Raw genomic sequence first — 21,645 nt, 5'->3', positions numbered from 1 at the left:
CGAAACCGTAGCCGGTGGCGCTCAACTGAAGTTGGCTGACGAGATTAGCGTGAAGACAGTGAATGCCGATACCTTCAAAGCAGGCGATACTGTGATGAACAATGACGGCGTGAAAGTTGGCGATAAAGTTGCATTGAACAAAGACGGTCTGACCGCAGGCAATACCGTGGTCAACAACGATGGCGTAACCATCGCTGCACCGACTGAAAGCAATCCGAACAACCAAGTCAAATTGTCTCCTGTCGGTCTGAACAACGGCGGCCAACGCATTACCAACGTGGCTCCGGGTAAAGACGGTACAGACGCGGCAAACGTGAACCAGTTGATTGGCTTGGGCAACGAATTGCAAAACAACATCAACCAAGTAGGTAAGAAAGCCTACGCGGGTGTGGCCGGTGCGATTGCCCAAGGCTCGATTCCGCAAGTAACCCGTCCGGGTGCGACCGGTATCGGTGTCGGCAGCGGCTACTACGGTGGTCAGTCTGCCATGGCCATCGGCGTGTCTGCGATGAGCGACGGCGGCAACTGGATTGTCAAAGGCAACTTCTCGGCCAATACCGACGGTCATGTCGGTGTCGGTGCCGGTGCGCTGTATCAGTGGTAAGTTGGCAATGACAGGCAACTAGATTTGCTGCCTGAATAGGGAGGCCGTCTGAAATTTTAGGTTTCAGACGGCCTTTTTTTCTGAAAACACTTGAATTTAGGCTATCTGAAACGATATGCTTCATCTATTTACCGCATGACTCTGAAAGAGAACAAATGAGCAAAACCATCCATTATTTGAAAGACTACGCCGCGCCAGCGTACCGTATTCTGAAAACCGACCTGCATTTCGATATTTTAGAACCGCAAACCATCGTCAAATCTAGTCTGACCGTTCAACCTGAAAGAGCAGGGGAGCCATTGGTATTGGATGGTTCGGCAAAACTGCTGTCTGTGAAAGTAAACGGTCGGGTCGTAGATTATGTGTTGGAAGACGAAAAACTGACGATTGCCGGCGTGCCGTCTGAAAACTTCACGCTGGAAGTAGAAACCGAAATTTTGCCGGCTGAGAACAAATCGCTGATGGGTCTGTATGCTTCCGGTGGCAATCTGTTTACCCAATGCGAACCGGAAGGTTTCCGCAAAATTACTTTCTACATCGACCGTCCGGATGTCATGTCTAAATTTACCACCACCATCGTTGCAGACAAAAAACGCTATCCGGTGTTGCTGTCTAACGGCAATAAAATTGATGGCGGCGAGTTTTCAGACGGCCGTCACTGGGTGAAATGGGAAGACCCGTTTGCCAAACCGAGCTATCTCTTTGCTTTGGTGGCAGGCGATTTGGCGGTAACGGAAGATTATTTTACAACCATGAGCGGCCGTAAGGTCAAAATCGAGTTCTACACCACTGAGACAGACAAACCTAAAGTCGGTTTTGCCGTGGAATCGTTGAAAAATGCGATGAAATGGGACGAGATACGTTTTGGCTTGGAATACGACTTGGATATTTTCATGGTCGTTGCCGTGGGCGATTTCAATATGGGCGCAATGGAAAACAAAGGTTTGAATATTTTCAACACCAAGTTTGTGCTGGCCAACAGCCGTACCGCGACCGATACCGACTTTGAAGGCATCGAATCTGTTGTCGGCCACGAATATTTCCACAACTGGACGGGCAACCGCGTGACCTGCCGCGATTGGTTCCAATTGTCGCTGAAAGAAGGTTTGACCGTTTTCCGCGATCAAGAGTTTTCCGGCGACCGGGCCAGCCGTGTGGTACGCCGTATCGACAATGTCCGTATGCTGCGCTTGTTCCAATTCCCAGAAGATGCAGGCCCGACTGCGCATCCTGTCCGCCCGGCCAGCTATGAAGAGATGAACAACTTCTACACCATGACCGTCTATGAAAAAGGTGCGGAAGTAGTGCGCATGTATCACACCTTGCTCGGAGAAGAGGGCTTCCAAAAAGGCATGAAGTTGTATTTCCAACGCCACGACGGTCAGGCTGTGACTTGTGATGATTTCCGTGCCGCAATGGCAGACGCAAACGGTATCAATCTTGATCAGTTTGCCTTGTGGTACAGCCAAGCCGGTACGCCGGTTTTAGATGCTCAAGGCCGTCTGAAAGATGGAGCGTTTGAATTGACGATCAAACAAACTATTCCGGCTACGCCCGATATGGCGGACAAACAGCCGATGATGATTCCGGTCAAAACCGGTTTGCTGAATGAAAAAGGCGAAGCGGTTGAGTTTGAATATCAAGGTAAACGGGTGAAAGAGGCGGTTTTGGTATTGACTGAAGCCGAGCAGACTTTTGTATTGGGCGGCGTCAATGAGCCGGTTATCCCGTCTCTGCTGCGTGATTTCTCTGCGCCGATTACCTTGAACTATCCGTACAGCGAGCAAGAATTGGCCACTTTACTGGCGGCAGATGAAAATGAGTTTGCTCGCTGGGAAGCTGCTCAAACCTTGTATCATCGCGCCATTAACGCCAACCGTCAGGCATTGGCAGAAGGCCGTCCTTTGCCTGAACACAAAGCATTGATGGATGCTTTGGCTTTGGTGGTCTCCGGTGATTTCGACCCGGCATTCCGCGCCATTTTGCTGCAAATGCCGTCTGAAACCGATGTATGGGCGGAAGAAGAAAATATTGACCCGATTCAAGTTCATCAAGCGCGCGAAGCCTTGCTCAATGCCGTTGCCGTCAAGTTCCTGCCTCAATGGCGCGAACTGAACCGTCAGGCTGCCGAGCAAGAAAATCAGGCTGATGCCGCCATTCGTTATGAATACAGCCCGGAATTGGCAGGTTGGCGTACCTTGCGCAATGCTTGCAGGGCATTTATCCTTCGTGCTGATGCAGCGCATATCGAACACGTTGCGGAGAATTACGAAGCAATGGCGCAAAACATGACCCACGAGTGGGGTATCTTATCCGCAATCAACAGCAATGAAAGCGAAATCCGCGATCGTTTGTTGACGAAATTTGCCGATAAATTCGCCGATGATGCTTTGGTAATGGACAAATACTTTGCCCTGATTGCTTCAAGCCGCCGTAAAGATACTTTACAGCAAGTTCAGACGGCCTTGAAACATCCTAAGTTCAGCATCGAAAACCCGAATAAAGCCCGTTCTTTGTTGATCAGCTTCAGCCGCAATATTCCGCACTTCCATGCAGAAGACGGCAGCGGCTACCGCTTTATAGCCGATAAAGTGATGGAAATCGACCGTTTTAATCCGCAAGTTGCTGCTCGACTGGTGCAGGCTTTCAACATCTGCAACAAATTGGAAGCCAACCGCAAAGCCGTCATGACCAAAGAATTGCAACGAATCCATGCACAAGAAGGTTTGTCCAAGGATGTGGGCGAGATTGTCGGTAAGATTTTGAATGAAAAATAAAGCCTGAGACCTTTGCAAAATTCCTTTTCCCCAACAGCCGAAACCTAAATAAAGGTTTTCGGCTGTTTTTGTTTCACATATCCACTGATTCTACTCAAATACCCCCTTAATCCTCCCCGGACACCCGATAATCAGGCATCCGGGCCGCCTTTTAGGCAGCAACAGGCGCACTTAGCCTGTTGGCGGCTTTCAATAGGTTCAAACACATCGCCTTCAGATGGCTTTGTGCACTCACTTTGAGCAGACCGAAATAGGCTGCCCGCGCATAGCGGAATTTACGGTGCAGCGTACCGAAACTTTGTTCGACCACATAACGGGTCTTCGACAAATATCGGTTGCGTTTGGTTTGCGCTTCTGACAGCGGATGTTTGCGGTGGGCTTTGCGCATAATGCCGTCCAGCAACCGATGTTCTTCCAGATGTTGCCGGTTTTCCTCACTGTCATAGCCTTTGTCGGCATAGACGGTCATATCTTTGGGCAGTTCTTCCAACAAAGGCGACAGGTGTTTGCACTCATGGGCATTGGCGGGGGTAATGTGCAGTTTCTCGATATAGCCTTCCGCATCGGTACGGGTATGTTGTTTGTAACCGAGTTTGTAGAGGCCGTTTTTCTTTGTTCAGCGGGCATCTTTATCTTTACTCGGTGTGGTTTGACCGCTGACTTGTCCTTCTTCATCGACTTCTATGGCCTGGCGCTGTTTGCTGCCGGCGGTCTGAATAATGGTGGCATCAACGACGGCGGCGGATGCTTTCTCTACTTTTAGGCCTTTTTTGGTCAATTGTCGGTTAATCAGTTCCAACAGTTCGGACGGGGTGTCGTCTTGCGCCAGCCAGTTGCGGTAGCGGCATAAGGTGCTGTAATCGGGGATGCTTAGTTCGTCAAAGCGGCAAAACAGGTTGAAATCGATGCGGGTGATGAGGCTGTGTTCGAGTTCGGGATCGGAGAGGCTGTGCCATTGTCCGAGCAGGATGGCTTTAAACATGGATAGCAGTGGATAGGCGGGACGGCCGCGGTGGTCTCGGAGGTAACGGGTTCTTTGACGATTCAGGTACTGTTCGATCGGCTGCCAATCAATCACTTGATCCAACTTCAATAGTGGGAAACGGTCGATGTGTTTGGCAATCATGGCTTGGGCAGTTTACTGGAAGAAAGTACTCATGAGAAATCCCCTAAATGTCTTGGTGGAAATTTAGGGGATTTTGGGGAATTTTGCAAAGGTCTCAGCCTGTCTGTTGACCTTATTGTAATCTAGCAATAAGGATAGATAGCTTAAAGGCCGTCTGAAACCGATTGGTTTCAGACGGCCTTTTTCATATGTCAATGCTTAAATTAATTTTCGTTGAGGGTAGAGAATAGAATAAAAAAAGAGCCTGCATAAAACAGGCTCTTTTTCATACTAATCCGAAGATTAGAATTTGTGACGCAGGCCAACCAAACCAGAGATGGTTTCAACTTTGTGAGGACCAGACTCAGCACCACGCAACCAGCCGGCAGAAACCAAAGCAGTAGTGCGTTTAGAGAAGTCGTAGTCAGCACCAACGATAACTTGGTCGTATTGAGTGCCTTTCAGTTTTTCGCCGTCAACTTTAGCTTTGAAGCCGTGAGCGTAAGAAACGCGAGGAGTTACGTTACCAGCGCGGTAAGCGGCAGTAGCAGCAACTTCGATAGTTTCAGCAGGACGGCTGTCCAAGCCAGCAGCAGTACCGAATACTACGTTAGAAGCGTTAGTACCGGCAGCACGCATAGCAGAAGTTACAACACCGTTAGATTGGGCTTGAGCGTAATCACCCAAAGTTTCCCAGTTTTTAGCGTATTGACCAGCTACAGATACGAACAGGTTGTTAGCATCGTAACCACCTACCAAGCGGTGTACGTGACCGTCTTTTTCAGAAACGGCGTTTTTACGGAAACCACCGGCGTATTGACCGAGGAAGCCAGAGTTTTCGTAGTTCAGGCCAGCGTAGTAAGTGTCACGGGTAGCGTCGTTGTGAGTGTATTTGTCAGAAGGGTTAGCATTGTCACGAGGAGTATATTGTACGCTTGCGCTGAAACCTGAGAATACAGGGCTGTCGTAACGTACAGAAACTGCACGTTCGTCAACACGAGTAAATACAGACATATTCAAAGCGCCGTTGCTGCTTTCCCATTGGTCAACATTGTCACTAGTATTTTTAACAGTAGAGTCCAGTTTACCAGCACGAACTTTACCGAAGCCACCTTCCAAACCGATGAAAGATTCGCGAGAAGCCCACTCTTTGTCGCCACCGGCGATAGAAGTGTTTTGTTCAACTTGCCAGATGGCATTCAGGTTGTTACCCAAGTGTTCGTGGCCTTTAAAGCCGATACGTGAGCCGAAGTCAGCGATTTCAGTAGCAGTTTTAGAGCTTTTCTCGTGACCCAGTTTAGCAGCAGTTTGTTCACCCAATTTTACTTTGGATACTTCAACACCGGCTTTAATTTGACCGTACAAAGTTACGTCAGCCATAGCTGCAACAGGCAGAGCCGCCAGAGTCAAGGCAATCAGAGATTTTTTCATTGCTGTTTTCCTTTTTTAAGTGTGAAGAAGCGAGCATTCGTTCTTCTTATTACGATATCGTTCTCTTTCAACGATTCCATGACCATAATATAAAGGTTATGGCCTAGGAAAACAAATTTTCCTCTTGTTTTGAGTGATTTTTGCAGGGAAACGTTGTTTTTTACAGACAGGGTGGAAGCATAAGGCGGTCTTTTATTTTGGTAATGTGTTTTTCTAAAAGGGAATTTCGGGATAGCTATAAAATATGGGGTATAAAATTAGGTTGTGAATATTGTTTATCGTGTTTTCAGACGGCCTTGGTAATTGGAATTTATCGTGTACTGGGTTTGCAAATATATAAAAAACCTGCCTGATTGCTCGGGCAGGTTTTATTTGATCGAAAGACAGATTAGTTTTTGTCTTGGTCAACCAGTTTGTTTTTGGCAATCCAAGGCATCATAGAACGCAGTTGAGCGCCGACTTTTTCAATTTGGTGATCAGCGGTCAGACGGCGACGTGCTGTCATGCTGGCATAGTTGACGGCACCTTCTTGGATGAACATTTTAGCGTATTCGCCGGTTTGGATGCGTTTGAGGGCATTGCGCATGGCTTCGCGGGATTTGTCGTTGATGACTTCGACGCCGGTTACGTATTCGCCGTACTCTGCATTGTTGGAAATGGAGTAGTTCATGTTGGCGATGCCGCCTTCGTAAATCAGGTCAACAATGAGCTTCATTTCGTGCAGGCATTCGAAGTAGGCCATTTCTGGGGCGTAGCCTGCTTCAGTCAGGGTTTCGAAGCCGGTTTTGATCAATTCAACCACGCCGCCGCACAATACGGCTTGTTCGCCGAAGAGGTCGGTTTCGGTTTCTTCGCGGAAGTTGGTTTCAATCACGCCGCCTTTGGTACCGCCGTTGGCTGCGGCGTAAGACAGGGCGATGTCACGTGCTTTGCCGCTTTTATCTTGGTAAACGGCGATCAGGGAAGGTACGCCGCCGCCTTTCAGGAATTCGCTGCGTACGGTGTGGCCTGGGCCTTTAGGGGCAACCATGATAACGTCGAGGTCGGCGCGGGGTACGATTTGGTTGTAGTGTACGTTGAAGCCGTGAGCGAACGCCAATACTGCGCCTTCTTTCAAGTTAGGCTCGATTTCGTTTTTGTATACGATAGGTTGGTTTTCGTCAGGCAACAGAATCATTACAACGTCGGCTGCTTTGGTTGCTTCAGCAACAGTGCGCACGTCGTGGCCGGCTGCTTCGGCTTTTTTCCAAGAGCCGCCTTGGCGCAGACCGATTACGACATTTACGCCGGAATCTTTCAGGTTTGCTGCGTGTGCGTGACCTTGTGAACCGTAACCGATGATGGCAACGGTTTTGCCTTTGATCAGAGAGAGGTCAGCGTCTTTATCGTAATAAACTTGCATTTTATTTCCTTAGTGTAAGAGGGTTCCGGATAATCCGGGTTGAGTTAAAAGTAATAGGGGTTAAGCGGGGACTTGGTTCATCAAGACGATTTCCAGTGTTTCGGTTTTTCCTTCGATGGATTTGACGAAGTTTTGGAAATGTTCGCTGGCATTGTGTTCGTCAATAGCTGCTTGGGATTTCCAGCTTTCTACGAATACGAAACGGTTGGGTTTGCCGATTTCTTGGTGCAGGTCGTAGCTGATGTTGCCTTCTTCTGCACGGCTGGCTTTAACCAATTCTTTAAACTGGGCAGCCAGAGCCTCGGTGTATTCGGGTTTGACGGTAACTAATGCAACGATTTGGATGCTTGACATGTTTGTCTCCTACTGTTTTTCAGACGGCCTTTATAGAAAGTAAAAGGCCGTCTGAACGATACAGCGTCAAATTTTCAAAATACGCTCGCCACGACCGATGCCGGCTGCGCCTGTGCGGACGGTTTCCAAAATTTGAGCACGGCCGACTGTTTCGAGGAAAGAGTCGAGTTTTTCGGTAGAGCCTGTGATTTCGATGGTATAGCTGCGGTCTGTTACATCAATAACGCTGCCGCGGTAGATTTCGGTCAATCGCAGGAATTCATCGCGGTCTTTGCCGACGGCGCGGACTTTTACCAACATCAGTTCGCGTTCGACAAAACGGCTTTCGTTCAAGTCAACCACTTTGACAACTTCAATCAGTTTGTTGAGTTGTTTGGTGATTTGCTCGATGACGTGCTCATCGCCGTGGGTAACAATGGTCATACGGGACAAGGTTTTGTCTTCGGTTGGGGCTACGGCCAGGGAGTCGATGTTGTAATCGCGTGCGGAGAACAAACCTACCACACGGCTCATCGCACCTGATTCGTTTTCCATCAGAATAGATAAGATATGTCGCATTTCTTTCTCCTTACGCTTTTGCAATATCGCGCATATGCGGCGGCAGAACCATTTCATCCAAACCTTTGCCGTTGCCGACCATAGGCAGTACGTTTTGTTTCTTGTCTGTCAAAAAGTCGAGGAATACCAAACGGTCTTTTTGGTTTAATGCTTCCAACAAGGCGCCTTCGACGTCGGATTTCTTGTCCACACGGATGCCGATATGGCCGTAGGATTCGGCCAGTTTGACAAAGTCGGGCAATGAATCGAAATAGGTTTCCGATTCGCGGTTGCCATAATACAGCTCCTGCCATTGGCGAACCATACCCAAATAGCCATTGTTTAATGTAACGACATTGATGGGGACATTATATTGGAAGCAGGTGGACAGCTCTTGGATATTCATTTGAATAGAGCCCTCGCCTGTGATACAGAAGACGTCTTGTTCCGGAGCCGCCAGTTTGGCACCGAGGGCGTAAGGCAGGCCTACACCCATCGTACCCAGACCGCCGGAATTGAGCCATTGGCGGGGACGCTCGAATGGATAATATTGAGCGGCAAACATTTGGTGTTGGCCAACGTCGGAAGTAATAATGGCTGAGTTTTTGGTAATTTCTGCCAGTTTTTGAACAACGTATTGCGGTTTAATGATTTCGCTGTCGTTTTCAAACCACAGGCAGTTGTGCGAACGCCATTCTTCGATGGTTTTCCACCATTTGTCCAATGAGTCGGCTGAAGGCGCAGTTTCTTGTTTGCCCCACAGATGAATTATTTCGGTCAATACGTTTTTGACATCGCCGACAATCGGAATGTCCACTTTAACGCGTTTGGCAATGCTGGACGGGTCGATGTCGATATGGATGATTTTTTTGGGTTTGTCCAAGAATTTTGACGGTACGGAAACAACGCGGTCGTCAAAGCGCGCGCCGATTGCCAAAACGACGTCTGCATTTTGCATCGCCAAATTGGCCTCGTAGGTACCGTGCATGCCCAACATGCCCAAGAATTGGCGGTCGCTGGAAGGGTAAGCACCCAAACCCATTAATGTGCCGGTACAGGGTACGCCGGTCATGCGGATAAATTGGGTCATTTCCTCGGAGGCATTGCCCAATACCACGCCGCCGCCGAAGTAAACGATGGGGCGTTTGGCAGAAGCCAGCATTTGTACGGCTTTTTTAATTTGGCCGATGTGACCTTGTACAACCGGTTGGTAGGAGCGGATAAAGATGTCTTCTTGTGGATAGCTGAATTTGGCCATCGCTTGAGTAACATCTTTAGGAATATCGACGACAACGGGGCCCGGACGGCCGCTGGCGGCAATTTGGAAGGCTTTTTTAATCGTATCAGCCAGCTCGCCAATATTGGTAACCAGGAAGTTGTGTTTGACACAAGGGCGGGTAATGCCGACCGTATCCACTTCTTGGAACGCATCTGTACCGATGAGGGAATTGCCCACTTGGCCGCTGATGATGACCAGGGGGATGGAATCGCTGTACGCGGTAGCAATGCCGGTCAATGCGTTGGTTACGCCCGGGCCGGAAGTTACCAAGGCCACGCCGACTTTGCCGCTGACGCGGGCATAGGCATCTGCCGCATGTACGGCTGCCTGCTCATGGCGGGTCAGAATGTGCTTGAATTTGTTGAGTTGGAAAATGGCATCGTAGATTTCGATAACCGCACCACCGGGATAGCCGAATACGTATTCAACACCTTCGGCTTTGAGACTTTGCACGACGATTTGTGCGCCTGATAATTGCATATTGACCTCTTTTATGCGGTTTCTAACCAATAGGAACAATCCGCCTCACCACAGCACCTGTAATGCAATTCCATCAAGCAGCGATTTAGGGTACGCGCATTGAGGGAATACGGCGACAGTCAGACTGTCCAAACAATTGGAAAGGAACACAGAGTTTGTGAAAAAGAGTAGAAAAGATAACGCAAACCGACTGTTCAATCAAGATAAAATCTTTCATCTTTTAACATTTGAAACGGGAAAATAGATTGAAGGTTGATTTTAAAGAAATAAAAAAACTGTTTTATTGATCTTGATGTGGATGGATTGTTGACAGTTTGAGTAAGGAGAAGGTTTTTGCAAATGAAAAATAGCAAAAAACCTCTTGACTGAATCAAGAGGTTTTTTAAATTTGGTGCCCAGGGTCGGACTCGAACCGACACACCTTGCGGCGGGGGATTTTGAGTCCCCTGCGTCTACCAATTTCGCCACCTGGGCTAGCGAAGAAGTCGTCATTATAGCGAGTTCTCGAATCTTGTAAAGCAGTAATTGAAAAAAAATCGGATTATTTTTATATTTGTTTGATTTTTAATGAATTAAACTTTTTGTGTTTGATGGTTATCTAAATGGGAGGCAGATTTTTAAAACAAAAAAAGCAGTATTTATCTGCAAAAAGGGCTACATTTAATGTGTTAAACGCGTTAATATGAAGATGTTTTGTTTTTATATCGGCCGGGCGGTTGTTTGGCCTCACTTATTTGAAACGGTTTTGGAGAAAATTTATGCTTTCCGTCACACGAACTTTCTTACTCAGTGCTTTTGCATTGGCTGCTCTGGCTGCTTGTCAGCCTAAAGAGGAGGCCAAGGAGGCTTCTTCGACACCTGCCGCTTCTGCTGCGCCTGCTGCTTCCGGTGAGTCAGCACCCAAAGTGCAAGCGCGTGGTACCGATATGCGCAAAGAAGACATTGGCGGCGACTTTACATTGACCGATGGCGACGGCAAACCTTTCAGCCTGAGCGATTTGAAAGGCAAAGTGGTCATCCTGTCTTTCGGTTATACCCACTGTCCTGACGTATGCCCAACCGAGTTGCTGACTTACAGCGATACTTTGAAACAATTAGGCGATCAGGCTAAAGACGTGAAAGTGGTATTTGTCAGCATCGACCCTGAGCGCGATACGCCTGAAGTAATCGGCAAATACGCAAAACAGTTCAACCCTGATTTTATCGGCCTGACGGCTACCGGCGATCAAAGCCTGCCTGTCATCAAACAGCAATACCGTGTGGTATCGGCTAAAGTCAACCAAAAAGAAGACAGCGAAAACTATTTGGTTGACCACTCTTCAGGTGCATATTTGATTGATAAAAACGGCGAAGTGGCGATTTTCTCGCCTTACGGCAGCGAGCCGGAAACGATTGCAGCTGATGTGAAAACTTTATTGTAAAACCGTAGTTGGGGCCGTCTGAAATGGGTTGTGGATTTCAGACGGCCTTCTTGCTTTTGATACGGCAAAGGAAAAGAAAAATGACCGACACACTTTTAACGATTGCTTTATCCAAGGGGCGAATTTTTGAGGAAACCCTGCCGCTGTTGGCTGCTGCAGGTATTGTGCCTGCGGAAGAGCCGGAAAAATCGCGCAAGCTGATTATTGGTACGAATCATGACAATATCCGTTTGGTAATTGTACGTGCGACCGACGTGCCGACTTATGTGCAATATGGTGCGGCGGATTTCGGTATTGCCGGTAAGGACGTGCTGATCGAGCATGGCGGAGATGGCCTGTATCAACCTTTGGATTTGCACATTGCCTCATGCCGCATGATGGTTGCGGTTAAAAAAGGTTTTGATTACGCCGCTGCATCCAAACCCGGCAGCCGCTTGCGGATTGCCACCAAATATCCCGACATTGCCGCCGAACACTTTGCCGACAAGGGTGTGCATGTGGATATCATCAAACTGTACGGCTCGATGGAGCTTGCGCCTTTGGTCGGTCTGAGCGACGCGATTGTCGATTTGGTTTCCAGCGGCAATACATTGAAGGCCAATGGTTTGGAAGCTGTGGAACATGTGGCTGATATTTCCAGCCGCTTGGTGGTCAACAAGGCGGCGTTGAAAACCAAATATGCGCTGTTGAATCCGATTATTCAGGCATTTGAAAATGCCGCTAAGGCCGTCTGAAAAGTTTTTGGCAAAAGTTGTCTGCCAACCCAGTTTGAAAGCCCTGTCATGATGCAAAGCAAACCGACACTCGATACGATTCTTTCCCATCGTTCCATCCGCAGGTTTACTTTCGAACCGATTGCCGATGAAATCCTCAATACGCTGGTTCGCGCCGGACAACAGGCCTCAACTTCTAACAATCTGCAATGCGTTTCTATAATCCGTGTCTCCGACCTTGTGCTGAGGCAGGAAATACATGAAGCGGCAGGAAGTGCGCCTTATATTGTCCATTGTGCAGAATTTTTATTGTTTTGCATCGATTTTTCCAAACACAAGGCAATGTTTCCCGATGCGCAAATTGATTGGGCGGAAGTAACCCTGATTGGCGCGGTCGATGCAGGCATTATGGCGCAAAACGTATTGCTTGCCGCCGAATCACTTGGGCTGGGTGGCGTGTATATCGGTGCGCTGCGTAATAATGCACAAAAAGTATCGGACGTATTGAACCTGCCGGATTATTGCGTGCCTTTGGTGGGGCTGTGCCTCGGTTATCCTGACCAAGACCCACCGCTCAAGCCGCGCCTGCCTAAGGAAATGGTGTATGCCGAAAACGCCTGTCCGAGCCTGAATGCCGAGGCGGTTGAAGCTTATAATCAGGCAGTGGCGGATTATTATGAGTTGCGCAAGGGCAGTCCTATACCTTGGAAGGAATCGCTGGCCAAAACCTTGGGTAATCCTGTGCGGCCGCATATGTTGGCGTTTTTGCAGAAAAAAGGCTTTTTGAAAAGATAATGTTCAGACGGCCTGTGTGTGGCTGGTGCCGTCTGAAAACAATAGGAACGAAACAAGGAAGAGAGCAAACCATGAAGAAACTCGACACCCAATCCCCTGATTTTCAAGCCGAACTCAAAGCACTGCTTGCTTTTGAAACCGCGCAAAACCCTGAAATTGACCGTATTGTTGCCGACATCTGCGCCGATGTTCAAAAACGCGGCAATGCGGCGCTGATTGAATATACCAACCGCTTTGACGGCACATCCGCTCAAATCATCGATGATTTAATCCTGACGCAAGACGATTTGCAGTCTGCGTTTGAGCGTTTGCCCGAAAACATTCAGACGGCCTTGAAAACGGCTGCGAGACGGGTGGAAAGCTACCATAAACACCAAAAAATGGAGTCGTGGACTTACGAAGACGAAGACGGCACGCTTTTGGGTCAACAGATTACACCGCTTGACCGTGTCGGTATTTATGTTCCGGGCGGTAAAGCCGCTTATCCGAGTTCCGTCATCATGAACGCCATGCCTGCCCACGTTGCCGGCGTGAAAGAAATCATCATGGTCGTTCCCACTCCGAAAGGCGAGCGCAACGATATCGTGTTGGCGGCTGCTTTTGTGGCCGGTGTAACCAAAGTATTTACGGTCGGCGGCGCGCAGGCGGTTGCGGCTTTGGCTTATGGTACGGAATCTGTGCCTCAGGTCGATAAGATTACCGGCCCGGGCAATGCTTTTGTCGCTGCGGCCAAACGACGCGTGTTCGGCGTGGTCGGTATCGATATGGTGGCAGGGCCGTCTGAAATTTTGGTGATTGCCGATGGTACGACGCCTGCCGATTGGGTGGCCATGGATTTGTTCAGTCAGGCAGAACACGATGAAATTGCACAAGCGATTTTGATCGGTACTTCTCAAGCGTATTTGGACGAAGTTCAGACGGCCATGAACCGTTTGATCGAAACCATGCCGCGCCGTGCGATTATTGAAGCTTCATTGGGCAACCGCGGTGCAATGATTTTGGCTAAAGATTTGGACGAAGCCTGTGAAATCGCCAACTATATTTCTCCCGAACACTTGGAATTGTCGGTCGAAAATCCGCAAGAGTGGGCGAAAAAAATCCGCCATGCCGGCGCTATTTTCATGGGACGCTATACCAGTGAAAGCCTTGGCGACTATTGCGCAGGCCCCAACCACGTTTTGCCGACCAGCCGCACGGCGCGTTTCTCTTCTCCTTTGGGAACATATGATTTCCAAAAACGCTCCAGTCTGATTCAGGTTTCAGAACAAGGTGCGCAGAAGTTGGGCAAAACCGCCAGCGTGTTGGCGCATGGCGAAAGCTTGACCGCGCACGCCAGAGCGGCTGAGTTCCGTTTGAAAGACTGAGTGAAACGTTGGTTAAAGTCGTAAGAAATCAAAAAAAGGGCATCTTAACAGATGCCCTTTTTATTGTGATGAAGGTTTGGTCGATAAGGCATCAGGCCGTCTGAAAACAGGGTTAACGGTTTTTCAGCCAGTCATTACGCATTTGTGCGGCTTCTTCAAAATAGCGGTAAAGCTCGGTTTTGTTGCCTTCTGAAAGGAGTTGTTCCAATTTGGATAATTGTTCTTTCAAGTCGCCGGTCAGTTTGAGCAGGGCAGGGCGGTTGGCCATGCAGATGTCTGTCCAAACGGCAGGGTGGCTGGAAGCAATGCGGGTAAAGTCGCGAAAGCCGGTGGCGGCATAGGGGAGGTAGTCTTTGCCGTGCGGATGGTCGAACAAAGCGTGGACATAGGCAAAGGCGGTCAAGTGCGGCAAGTGGGAAACAGCGGCAAAAATATTGTCGTGTTCTTCGGCGCTCATGGTGAAAATCTGCGAACCAACCGCCTGCCACAGGCTTTTCAACCGTCTTAGGCCGTCTGAAGCCTCGTGGCCGTGCAAGGTAATAATCAGGCGGCTGTTTTGAAACAAACCGCAACGCGCGGATTTTGCGCCGCTTTGATCCGAACCGGCAATCGGGTGGGCGGCAAAACATTGCGGCAGGCGCTCGGACAAGTGGGTGCGGAAGGCATTTAGTGCCGATTGTTTGGTGCTGCCGACATCGGAAACGCAGGCCGTTTCTTTTAAGAAAGGCTTGATGTCGCGGCATACGTCAGGCAGGACGGAGACTGGTGTGGCAATCAAAACCAAATCGGCATTGCCGATGCTTTCGGCGCAAATATTCGGATAGGCATGGTCGATGATGCCGCATTCGAGTGCGTAATTTAGGTTGTCGGCATTGGTGTCGATGCCGGTAACGGTTTGCACCAGTCCCAAGCGTTTGAGGTCGAGCATGAACGAACCGCCGATTAAACCGACGCCGATAAGGGTGATATGGGGAAAAAAGGCGGAAGTGTTCATGGTTTGAATCCGGTTTAAGTGGAAAAGCTTATTTTAATCCGTTATGGAGGCCGTCTGAAAGTTGTCATCAAGGTTTCAGACGGCCTTTTTTATGGTCGAATTTTCATGATTTAGGCATAGAAAACTCCGTTTAGTAGGAGCATGTAACCGATTATCAGATTTTCATACACTAAAATAATCATCTGAATTAGTATAACGTCTTAAAGTAAGTAATTGGTATCTTAAAGTAAATTATTACATCATATTTTATTTTGATTGATATCGAATAAAATAATTCACTCAGAAAGAAGGAATTTATGAGTTTTTCACAAACCGAATTAGTCAACGCAATGCGTTTGCTTTCTACCCGTCTGCCGCAGTTTCCGGAGCAGCAAAACCAAGTATCCCGCATGTTGCGCATTGTAACCGAACGTTTGAGTAGCCATTTGAACGAAAACCTGAAAGCGTTCGGCATCAATGAAAACCTGTGGTTTTCCCTGATGGCGGTTTACGTCAGCCCAAACAGCGAAATCCTGCCTTCGCGCTTGAGCGACTTGATGGACTTGACGCGCACCAGTGCAACACGCCTGTCGGACGACATGGTTGAGCGCGGCTGGGTAGAGCGTTATATCAATCAGAAAGACCGCCGTCAGATTGTGCTAAAATTGACCCCTTCGGGTGAGACCTTCATCCACGAAGTATGGCCGCAAATTGCCCGTCAGAGCGGCCAGGCGTGGGAAGATTTCACGAAAGAGGATTATGATACGCTGCAACACCTGTTGGGTAAACTGTTGAACCGTTTGGGCAATTGACAACAGACGGCCTGATGGTCTGCGGCAGGCACACATAAACGGAGTCTGTATGAAATTAGGTTTGGTCAAATCAAGCGTATGCGTTGCCGCTGTTTCGTTGTTGGCGGCGTGTGCGCCGTTCGGCAAACAGTCGCCTTTGGATGAGACAACAGCCTATCCGCTGCCGCAAGGCCAATCTGCCGCTACTGCCCAAGACGGCTGGTGGATGAAGCTGAAAGATAAAAAATTAAACAATTTGATTGCTTCCGCCATTCAGACGTCTACCAATCTGCGTGTCGTCAAGGCAAGGTTTGAGCAGGCTCAGGCGCAGCTGGGCGTTGTAGGAGCCGCAAACAAACCGCAAGTCGGCTTGGGTGTAACCGGTATCGGTACCTATGTTTCACCCAAACCTCAAGCCGGTATGGTCGATACTGACCATACATTGGTTTTGGCGCACGCAGCCTTACAAGGCAGTTTGGTTTTCGACTTTTGGGGTAAAAACCGAGAGCAGATTCAAGCTGTTTTAGGAAAAAGCAGGGCTGCGGTGTATGAAGCTCATCATATCCGCACCGAGTTGGCTCACGCCGTTGCCGCCCAATATTTTGCGTGGCAGATGGCGACAGAACAATTGGCTTTGTTGGATACGCGTATAGAGCTGGCGGATAAAGCATTGAAACTGATGCAACAACGCGTTAAAGCGCAGCTGGCTCCTGCCGATGCCTTGCACGCTCTGGAAATGGCGCAACAGCAATTACAGCTTGAAAAATCGGCATGGACTCAGAAAAATGAGAAAATCCGCAACAGTCTGGCTGTATTGACCGGCCGTGTACCGGGTGTATTAAATGGACAGATTCCGGAAAAAATGGCGGCTGTGCCGTCATCGCCGGTTAGCCGTATTGAGGCGGATTTGCTGGCGGCCCGCCCCGATATCGCGGCGCAAAAAGCCTTGCTTGAGGAGAAATGGCATATCGTCAAATCGACCGAAGCAGAGTTTTACCCGAATATCGAATTAAAAGTTTTGGCAGGGATGACGCACATTGATGCGTTCAATCTGATTCGCGGACGGACATCCGGTATGTTGGGCATTGTTCCGGCTTTGAATCTGCCATTGTTTACTTCCGGCGCGCTGCAGTCCAAATTGGCGGGCAAACGCGCCCAATATAACGAGCAGGTTGCCGTGTATGACCAAACCGTTTTGAACGCCATGCGTTCGGCGGCAGATGCTGTAGTCGACTATCAAAGCCTGAAAAGCCGACAAGATACTTGGAATAAGATGGTCAATATTGCCGATAAATCTGTGCAAAATGCGAAAGGACGTGTTCGTGCAGGTTTGGATAACGGCTTGACCGCTTTGCAAAAACAAGACGAAGCTGCGCGTACAAAAATGTCGGCGGTTCAATACCATGCAGAATATCTGACAGCTTGGAGTAACCTCAATGCCCAGTTGGGTGGAGGCTTTAAATTAAATAAGAAATAAACGTTTTATTAAAACGTAGGCCGTCTGAAAGTGATTTCAGACGGCCTTTTGCTTACCTTATTTACATTTGCTACCGGAAGAAATTATTGTAATGAATAGAGTGTAACTATAAAATATGACCCTTTAGCGCGTTAAACGCTCGTATTGGGGCTGATGGTATAAGTCAGCTACCCAGCAAGACAATAATATCGTTATCACATGTGCAGAATTAAAGTTAGGACTTATGGATACTCAATCGGAAAAAAATAATGTCCAAAAAGAACCGGAAGTAGTCGCTTCCGGCGCTAAAACGCATCGCAAACGCAATTTGGTTATCGTTACACTCCTATTCCTTATTGCGGCAGCAGGAGTCGCTTTGGCGTATTTCCTGTTTTGGCAGCATGAAGAAGAAACGGAAGATGCTTATGTGGCCGGTCATTTGGTGATGATTACGCCGCAGGTGAACGGCACGGTGCGCAAAGTCATGTATGACGATACGGATGTCGTGAAAAAAGGCGATGTGTTGGTGGCTTTGGACGATAGCGATTTTCAGCTGGCATACGATCGCGCACAAAATGAATTGATTCAGGCCATCCGTCAAAACAAACAGCAAACTGCGGTCAATTCAAAAGCCAAAGCGCAAGTGTTGTTGCGCAAAGCCGATTTGGCCCGTGCGCAAGCCGATTTGCGCCGCCGCGAATCTTTGGCGGGTACGGAAGCGGTTTCCGGAGAAGAACTCAGCCATGCCCGTGCCGCTGTGGTTCAGGCTCAGGCTGCATTGAAAGCGGTTGAGGCGGAAGAAGTTTCCGCTCAGGCAGCGTTGGGCAGCAATATTCCTCTGCGCCAACAACCGGCAGTTCAGACGGCCATCAGCCACATCAAAGACGCTTGGCTGAATTTGCAACGTACGCAAATCCGTTCGCCGATTAGCGGCCAAATTGCCAAACGTAATGTCCAAGTCGGCCAACGTATCGTACAAGGTACGCCGATGATGGCTGTTGTGCCTCTGTCTGAATTGTGGGTGGATGCCAACTTTAAAGAATCGCAACTGCGCAAAATGAAAATCGGCCAGCCTGTTGAAATGACAGCCGATTTGTACGGCAGCAAAGTGGTTTACCATGGCAAGGTAATGGGCTTGTCAGCCGGTACGGGCAGCGCGTTCTCATTACTGCCGGCACAAAACGCAACGGGCAACTGGATTAAAGTTGTGCAACGTGTGCCGGTGCGTATCAGTTTGGATGCCAAAGAATTGCAACAAAATCCGCTCCGTGTTGGTTTGTCGATGACTGTTAAAGTCGATATTGCCGAGAAGGGCAGCGGTAAAGCCATGACTGCCGAAGCGGAACAAAATACTGCCTTGCCGGAAACGGAAAGTGTGGATTGGAAAGCCGCCGATGCTTTAGTCGATAAAATCTTCGAGCAATACGCAAAATAATCTTTTCAGACGGCCTGAGTCTTTTATTGAAGGCTCAGGCCGTCTGAAATATTGATTCTCTTCAATCGACCGCTTTGGCGGTTGTCTTATAGTTTAAAAATATGAATTATCCGCCGTTACAAGGGTTTAAGCTGGTGTTGGCAACTTTGGCGCTCAGCTTGGCCGTATTTATGGAAGTCTTGGACAGCACCATCGCCAACGTCGCTGTGCCTGTTATTGCAGGGGATTTAGGTGCGGCTACCACGCAGGGGACTTGGGTGATTACCTCATTTGCCGTAGCCAATGCCATTTCCGTTCCCTTGACAGGTTTTTTGGCCAAGCGGTTTGGCGAGGTCAAAATCTTTATCGCCGCTGTGATCGGGTTTGTCGTAACGTCATGGCTGTGCGGTATGGCACATAATCTTCAAGCCTTGGTTTTTTTCCGTGTATTGCAAGGTTTCATTGCCGGGCCATTGATTCCCTTGTCCCAAAGCCTGTTGATGGCTTCTTATCCGCCTGAAAAACGAACATTGGCACTGGCCTTATGGGCAATGACCGTCGTTGTTGCTCCTGTATTGGGACCGATTCTAGGCGGTTGGATTTCGGACAACTGGCATTGGGGATGGATTTTCTTTATCAATATCCCAATCGGGATTTTATCCGCCTCCATTGCTTGGAAACAGCTTAGACACAGGGAAACCGAAATCGTCAGGGCGCCAATCGATTATGTCGGGCTGGTGTTGATGATTGTCGGTGTCGGCGCATTGCAAATGATGCTTGATAGGGGCAAGGAATTGGACTGGTTTGCCTCAGGAGAGATTATCGTTTTGGGCGTTACCGCTTTGGTGTTCCTGACATATTTTATTGTTTGGGAGCTGGGCGAGAAATACCCGATTGTCGATTTGTCATTGTTTAAAAATAGAAACTTTACGATAGGTGTTGTTGCGACATCCTTGGGCTTCATGGTTTATATGGGTACATTGACCCTGTTGCCTTTAGTGTTGCAATCAAATCTTGGCTATACCGCTACTTGGGCAGGTTTGGCTGCTGCACCGGTGGGCTTCCTGCCGATTATTTTATCGCCGATTATCGGTAAGTTTGGTAATCGCGTCGATATGCGTCTGTTTGTCAGTGCCAGCTTCTTGGTGTTTGCCTACACATTCCATTGGCGAACCGATTTCTATGCCGGAATGGATATGAGCAACGTTGTTTGGCCGCAGTTTTGGCAGGGTTTAGGCGTAGCCATGTTCTTCCTGCCTTTGACCAGTATTACCTTGTCGCATATGAAGGGCAACCAAATTGCCTCGGCCAGTAGCTTGTCTAATTTCTTGCGTGTCTTTATGGGTGGTGTCGGAGTATCTGTTGTCAGCACCATGTGGGAACGACGCGAAGCTCTACACCATACTCAACTGACCGAACATGTTAACTTGTTGTCCTCAATCAGTAACCAATCTATTCAAGGCATGATGGCCAATGGCCTGAGCAAAGAGCAAGCCCTGGCTGCGATAAATAGTACTATTTCCCAACAAGGCTTTATTATTGGTTCAAATGAAATCTTCTTGGCAGGCAGTATCATATTCATCAGTATGATCCCCATTATTTGGTTGGCAAGACCTCCGTTTAGCGGTTCCGGCGGGGGAGGGCATTAGATAAAAGGCCGTCTGAATTTCAGACGGCCTTTTATCTATATATTATTTAAGACTCAATAGTAGATCCCTAAATGCATTTGGATCTTTAATAAACGTCATTTCTCCTGATTGAGGGAAATGGAAATCAAGCAGGCGCGATACCCAGAAACGAATACATCCGGCTCTTTGTGCAGTAGGGAAATATGCACGTTCTTCATCAGATAATGGACGTACACTTTCATAGCCATGGAGAAAAGCATCATAAAGGACAGGGTCTAATTTGTTATCAGCTGTTCGTGCCCAATCGTTAACCGCAATTGCCAGGTCGTACATGAAATTACCGTTGCACGCATAATAGAAATCGATAAAACCGGAAACTTCATCTCCGTTAAGCAATACATTATCCTTAAATAAATCGGCATGGATAATACCGGAAGGTAAGTGCTCTCCTAGATTTTTATCTAAAGCAGTAATTTCAGATTGAAGCAGTTTGGCATCTTCGCTATCTAAAACCGGGAGCAACTGGGTGCAGGCATCATGCCACCAGCCATCATAACGGGGATTTTTCATTTTTAAAGGAAAATCTTGGCCGGCTAAATGCATTTTGGCCAACATCGCACCAGTGTAGAAACATTGTGCCTCAGTCGGCCAGCCGGTATCGGAGCCATTCAAACAAGTTACCAAGCAAGCAGGTTTTCCGGCTAACATAGAATGCAGTCCGCCATCTTTACGAGCAATCGGAGCGGCGCAGGCAACGCCATTTTGGCTCAAGTGTTGGTTTAGCTCTAAAAAGAAAGGTAGTTCCTCTGATTTTAAAACCTCAAAAACAGTCAACACATAACGACCGGTTGAGGTAGTCAGAAAATAATTACTGTTAGTAATTCCTTGAGCAATCCCCTGCAAAGAGACAAAATCTCCCAAATCATATTGCAGCAAGAAATCGCGCATTTGAGCGTCGGAAACACTGGTATAGACAGACATAGCAAACTCGAAGCTGATATAAAGGATCAAAGAAACATCATACCAAAAAACAAGCGGCAACAATATAAATTAAAGCGAAGGTCAAATTCAAAAGGCCGTCTGAGACCAAAATTTCAGACGGCCTTTAGTTTGTATTTTTT

The 21,645-nt window shown here is 48.3% G+C and carries 17 protein-coding genes, 1 tRNA gene and 1 pseudogene; 10 read left to right on the top strand and 9 right to left on the bottom strand.

All coding sequences use genetic code 11. The features are described from left to right. Positions 1–604 (top strand): YadA family autotransporter adhesin (locus HMPREF2696_RS06130; RefSeq protein ID WP_210383760.1); only part of this gene is annotated, 604 nt, incomplete at its 5' end. 155 nt (positions 605–759) lie between these two features. Beyond that, entirely contained in the window at positions 760–3,381 is a 2,622-nt protein-coding gene (gene pepN, locus HMPREF2696_RS06125) for an aminopeptidase N (RefSeq protein WP_070588101.1), read from the top strand. 151 nt (positions 3,382–3,532) lie between these two features. Here the strand turns inward: pepN and HMPREF2696_RS06120 are convergent. From HMPREF2696_RS06120 to HMPREF2696_RS06090, 7 genes and pseudogenes are all read right to left on the bottom strand, one after another. Further along, positions 3,533–4,507: pseudogene (locus tag HMPREF2696_RS06120) on the bottom strand (IS5 family transposase). A 282-nt stretch (positions 4,508–4,789) separates the two neighbouring features. Beyond that, positions 4,790–5,917 (bottom strand): trimeric porin PorB, encoded by a 1,128-nt coding sequence (porB, locus tag HMPREF2696_RS06115; protein ID WP_070588099.1) that lies wholly within the window; start codon positions 5,915–5,917, stop codon positions 4,790–4,792. Between the two features lie 388 nt (positions 5,918–6,305). Continuing rightward, entirely contained in the window at positions 6,306–7,319 is a 1,014-nt protein-coding gene (gene ilvC, locus HMPREF2696_RS06110) for a ketol-acid reductoisomerase (protein ID WP_004521030.1), read from the bottom strand. 60 nt (positions 7,320–7,379) lie between these two features. After that, on the bottom strand, positions 7,380–7,673 hold the full coding sequence (locus tag HMPREF2696_RS06105; protein WP_004521031.1) for a putative quinol monooxygenase: 294 nt from the start codon (positions 7,671–7,673) through the stop codon (positions 7,380–7,382). A 66-nt stretch (positions 7,674–7,739) separates the two neighbouring features. Continuing rightward, positions 7,740–8,231 carry an acetolactate synthase small subunit gene (gene ilvN / locus HMPREF2696_RS06100; RefSeq protein WP_003748480.1) on the bottom strand — a complete coding sequence of 164 codons (492 nt, stop codon included), beginning with the start codon at positions 8,229–8,231 and terminating at the stop codon, positions 7,740–7,742. Between the two features lie 10 nt (positions 8,232–8,241). Then, the gene (gene ilvB / locus HMPREF2696_RS06095) at positions 8,242–9,969 is read right to left on the bottom strand and encodes a biosynthetic-type acetolactate synthase large subunit (RefSeq protein ID WP_004521033.1); all 1,728 of its coding nucleotides are present in this window, start codon (positions 9,967–9,969) and stop codon (positions 8,242–8,244) included. Positions 9,970–10,358: 389 nt separating this feature from the next. After that, a tRNA-Leu gene (locus HMPREF2696_RS06090) sits at positions 10,359–10,443 on the bottom strand. 284 nt (positions 10,444–10,727) lie between these two features. Between HMPREF2696_RS06090 and HMPREF2696_RS06085 the strand changes: the two genes are divergently transcribed. From HMPREF2696_RS06085 to hisD, 4 genes are all read left to right on the top strand, one after another. After that, positions 10,728–11,390, top strand: coding sequence for an SCO family protein (locus HMPREF2696_RS06085; RefSeq protein ID WP_003680035.1), 663 nt, complete (start codon positions 10,728–10,730; stop codon positions 11,388–11,390). Positions 11,391–11,470: 80 nt separating this feature from the next. Beyond that, on the top strand, positions 11,471–12,124 hold the full coding sequence (gene hisG / locus HMPREF2696_RS06080; RefSeq protein WP_036473098.1) for an ATP phosphoribosyltransferase: 654 nt from the start codon (positions 11,471–11,473) through the stop codon (positions 12,122–12,124). A gap of 48 nt (positions 12,125–12,172) precedes the next feature. Further along, positions 12,173–12,898 carry an oxygen-insensitive NADPH nitroreductase gene (gene nfsA / locus HMPREF2696_RS06075; protein WP_004521037.1) on the top strand — a complete coding sequence of 242 codons (726 nt, stop codon included), beginning with the start codon at positions 12,173–12,175 and terminating at the stop codon, positions 12,896–12,898. A 71-nt stretch (positions 12,899–12,969) separates the two neighbouring features. Further along, positions 12,970–14,262, top strand: coding sequence for a histidinol dehydrogenase (hisD, locus tag HMPREF2696_RS06070; protein WP_039862559.1), 1,293 nt, complete (start codon positions 12,970–12,972; stop codon positions 14,260–14,262). 112 nt (positions 14,263–14,374) lie between these two features. On the opposite strand, the gene HMPREF2696_RS06065 is transcribed toward hisD, so the two are convergent. Beyond that, positions 14,375–15,256 (bottom strand): prephenate dehydrogenase, encoded by an 882-nt coding sequence (locus HMPREF2696_RS06065; protein WP_004521039.1) that lies wholly within the window; start codon positions 15,254–15,256, stop codon positions 14,375–14,377. Between the two features lie 296 nt (positions 15,257–15,552). Here HMPREF2696_RS06065 and HMPREF2696_RS06060 point away from each other — a divergent pair, with 296 nt between their 5' ends. From HMPREF2696_RS06060 to HMPREF2696_RS06045, 4 genes are all read left to right on the top strand, one after another. Then, entirely contained in the window at positions 15,553–16,047 is a 495-nt protein-coding gene (locus HMPREF2696_RS06060; protein ID WP_004521040.1) for a MarR family transcriptional regulator, read from the top strand. A 49-nt stretch (positions 16,048–16,096) separates the two neighbouring features. Then, positions 16,097–17,503, top strand: coding sequence for an efflux transporter outer membrane subunit (locus tag HMPREF2696_RS06055; protein WP_004521041.1), 1,407 nt, complete (start codon positions 16,097–16,099; stop codon positions 17,501–17,503). Positions 17,504–17,726: 223 nt separating this feature from the next. Continuing rightward, complete coding sequence (locus HMPREF2696_RS06050) at positions 17,727–18,917, top strand: HlyD/EmrA/EmrK family protein (protein ID WP_004521042.1); 1,191 nt, start codon at positions 17,727–17,729, stop codon at positions 18,915–18,917. A 101-nt stretch (positions 18,918–19,018) separates the two neighbouring features. Beyond that, positions 19,019–20,545 carry a DHA2 family efflux MFS transporter permease subunit gene (locus tag HMPREF2696_RS06045; RefSeq protein ID WP_004521043.1) on the top strand — a complete coding sequence of 509 codons (1,527 nt, stop codon included), beginning with the start codon at positions 19,019–19,021 and terminating at the stop codon, positions 20,543–20,545. A 42-nt stretch (positions 20,546–20,587) separates the two neighbouring features. Here HMPREF2696_RS06045 and thrB read toward each other — a convergent pair whose 3' ends face one another. Then, complete coding sequence (gene thrB / locus HMPREF2696_RS06040) at positions 20,588–21,505, bottom strand: homoserine kinase (RefSeq protein WP_070588105.1); 918 nt, start codon at positions 21,503–21,505, stop codon at positions 20,588–20,590. Positions 21,506–21,645 lie beyond the last annotated feature (140 nt).

The organism is Neisseria sp. HMSC058F07 (assembly GCF_001810035.1).
In the GTDB taxonomy this organism is placed as follows: Bacteria; Pseudomonadota; Gammaproteobacteria; order Burkholderiales; family Neisseriaceae; genus Neisseria; species Neisseria perflava.
This window is presented reverse-complemented; position numbering and strand designations above follow the sequence as displayed.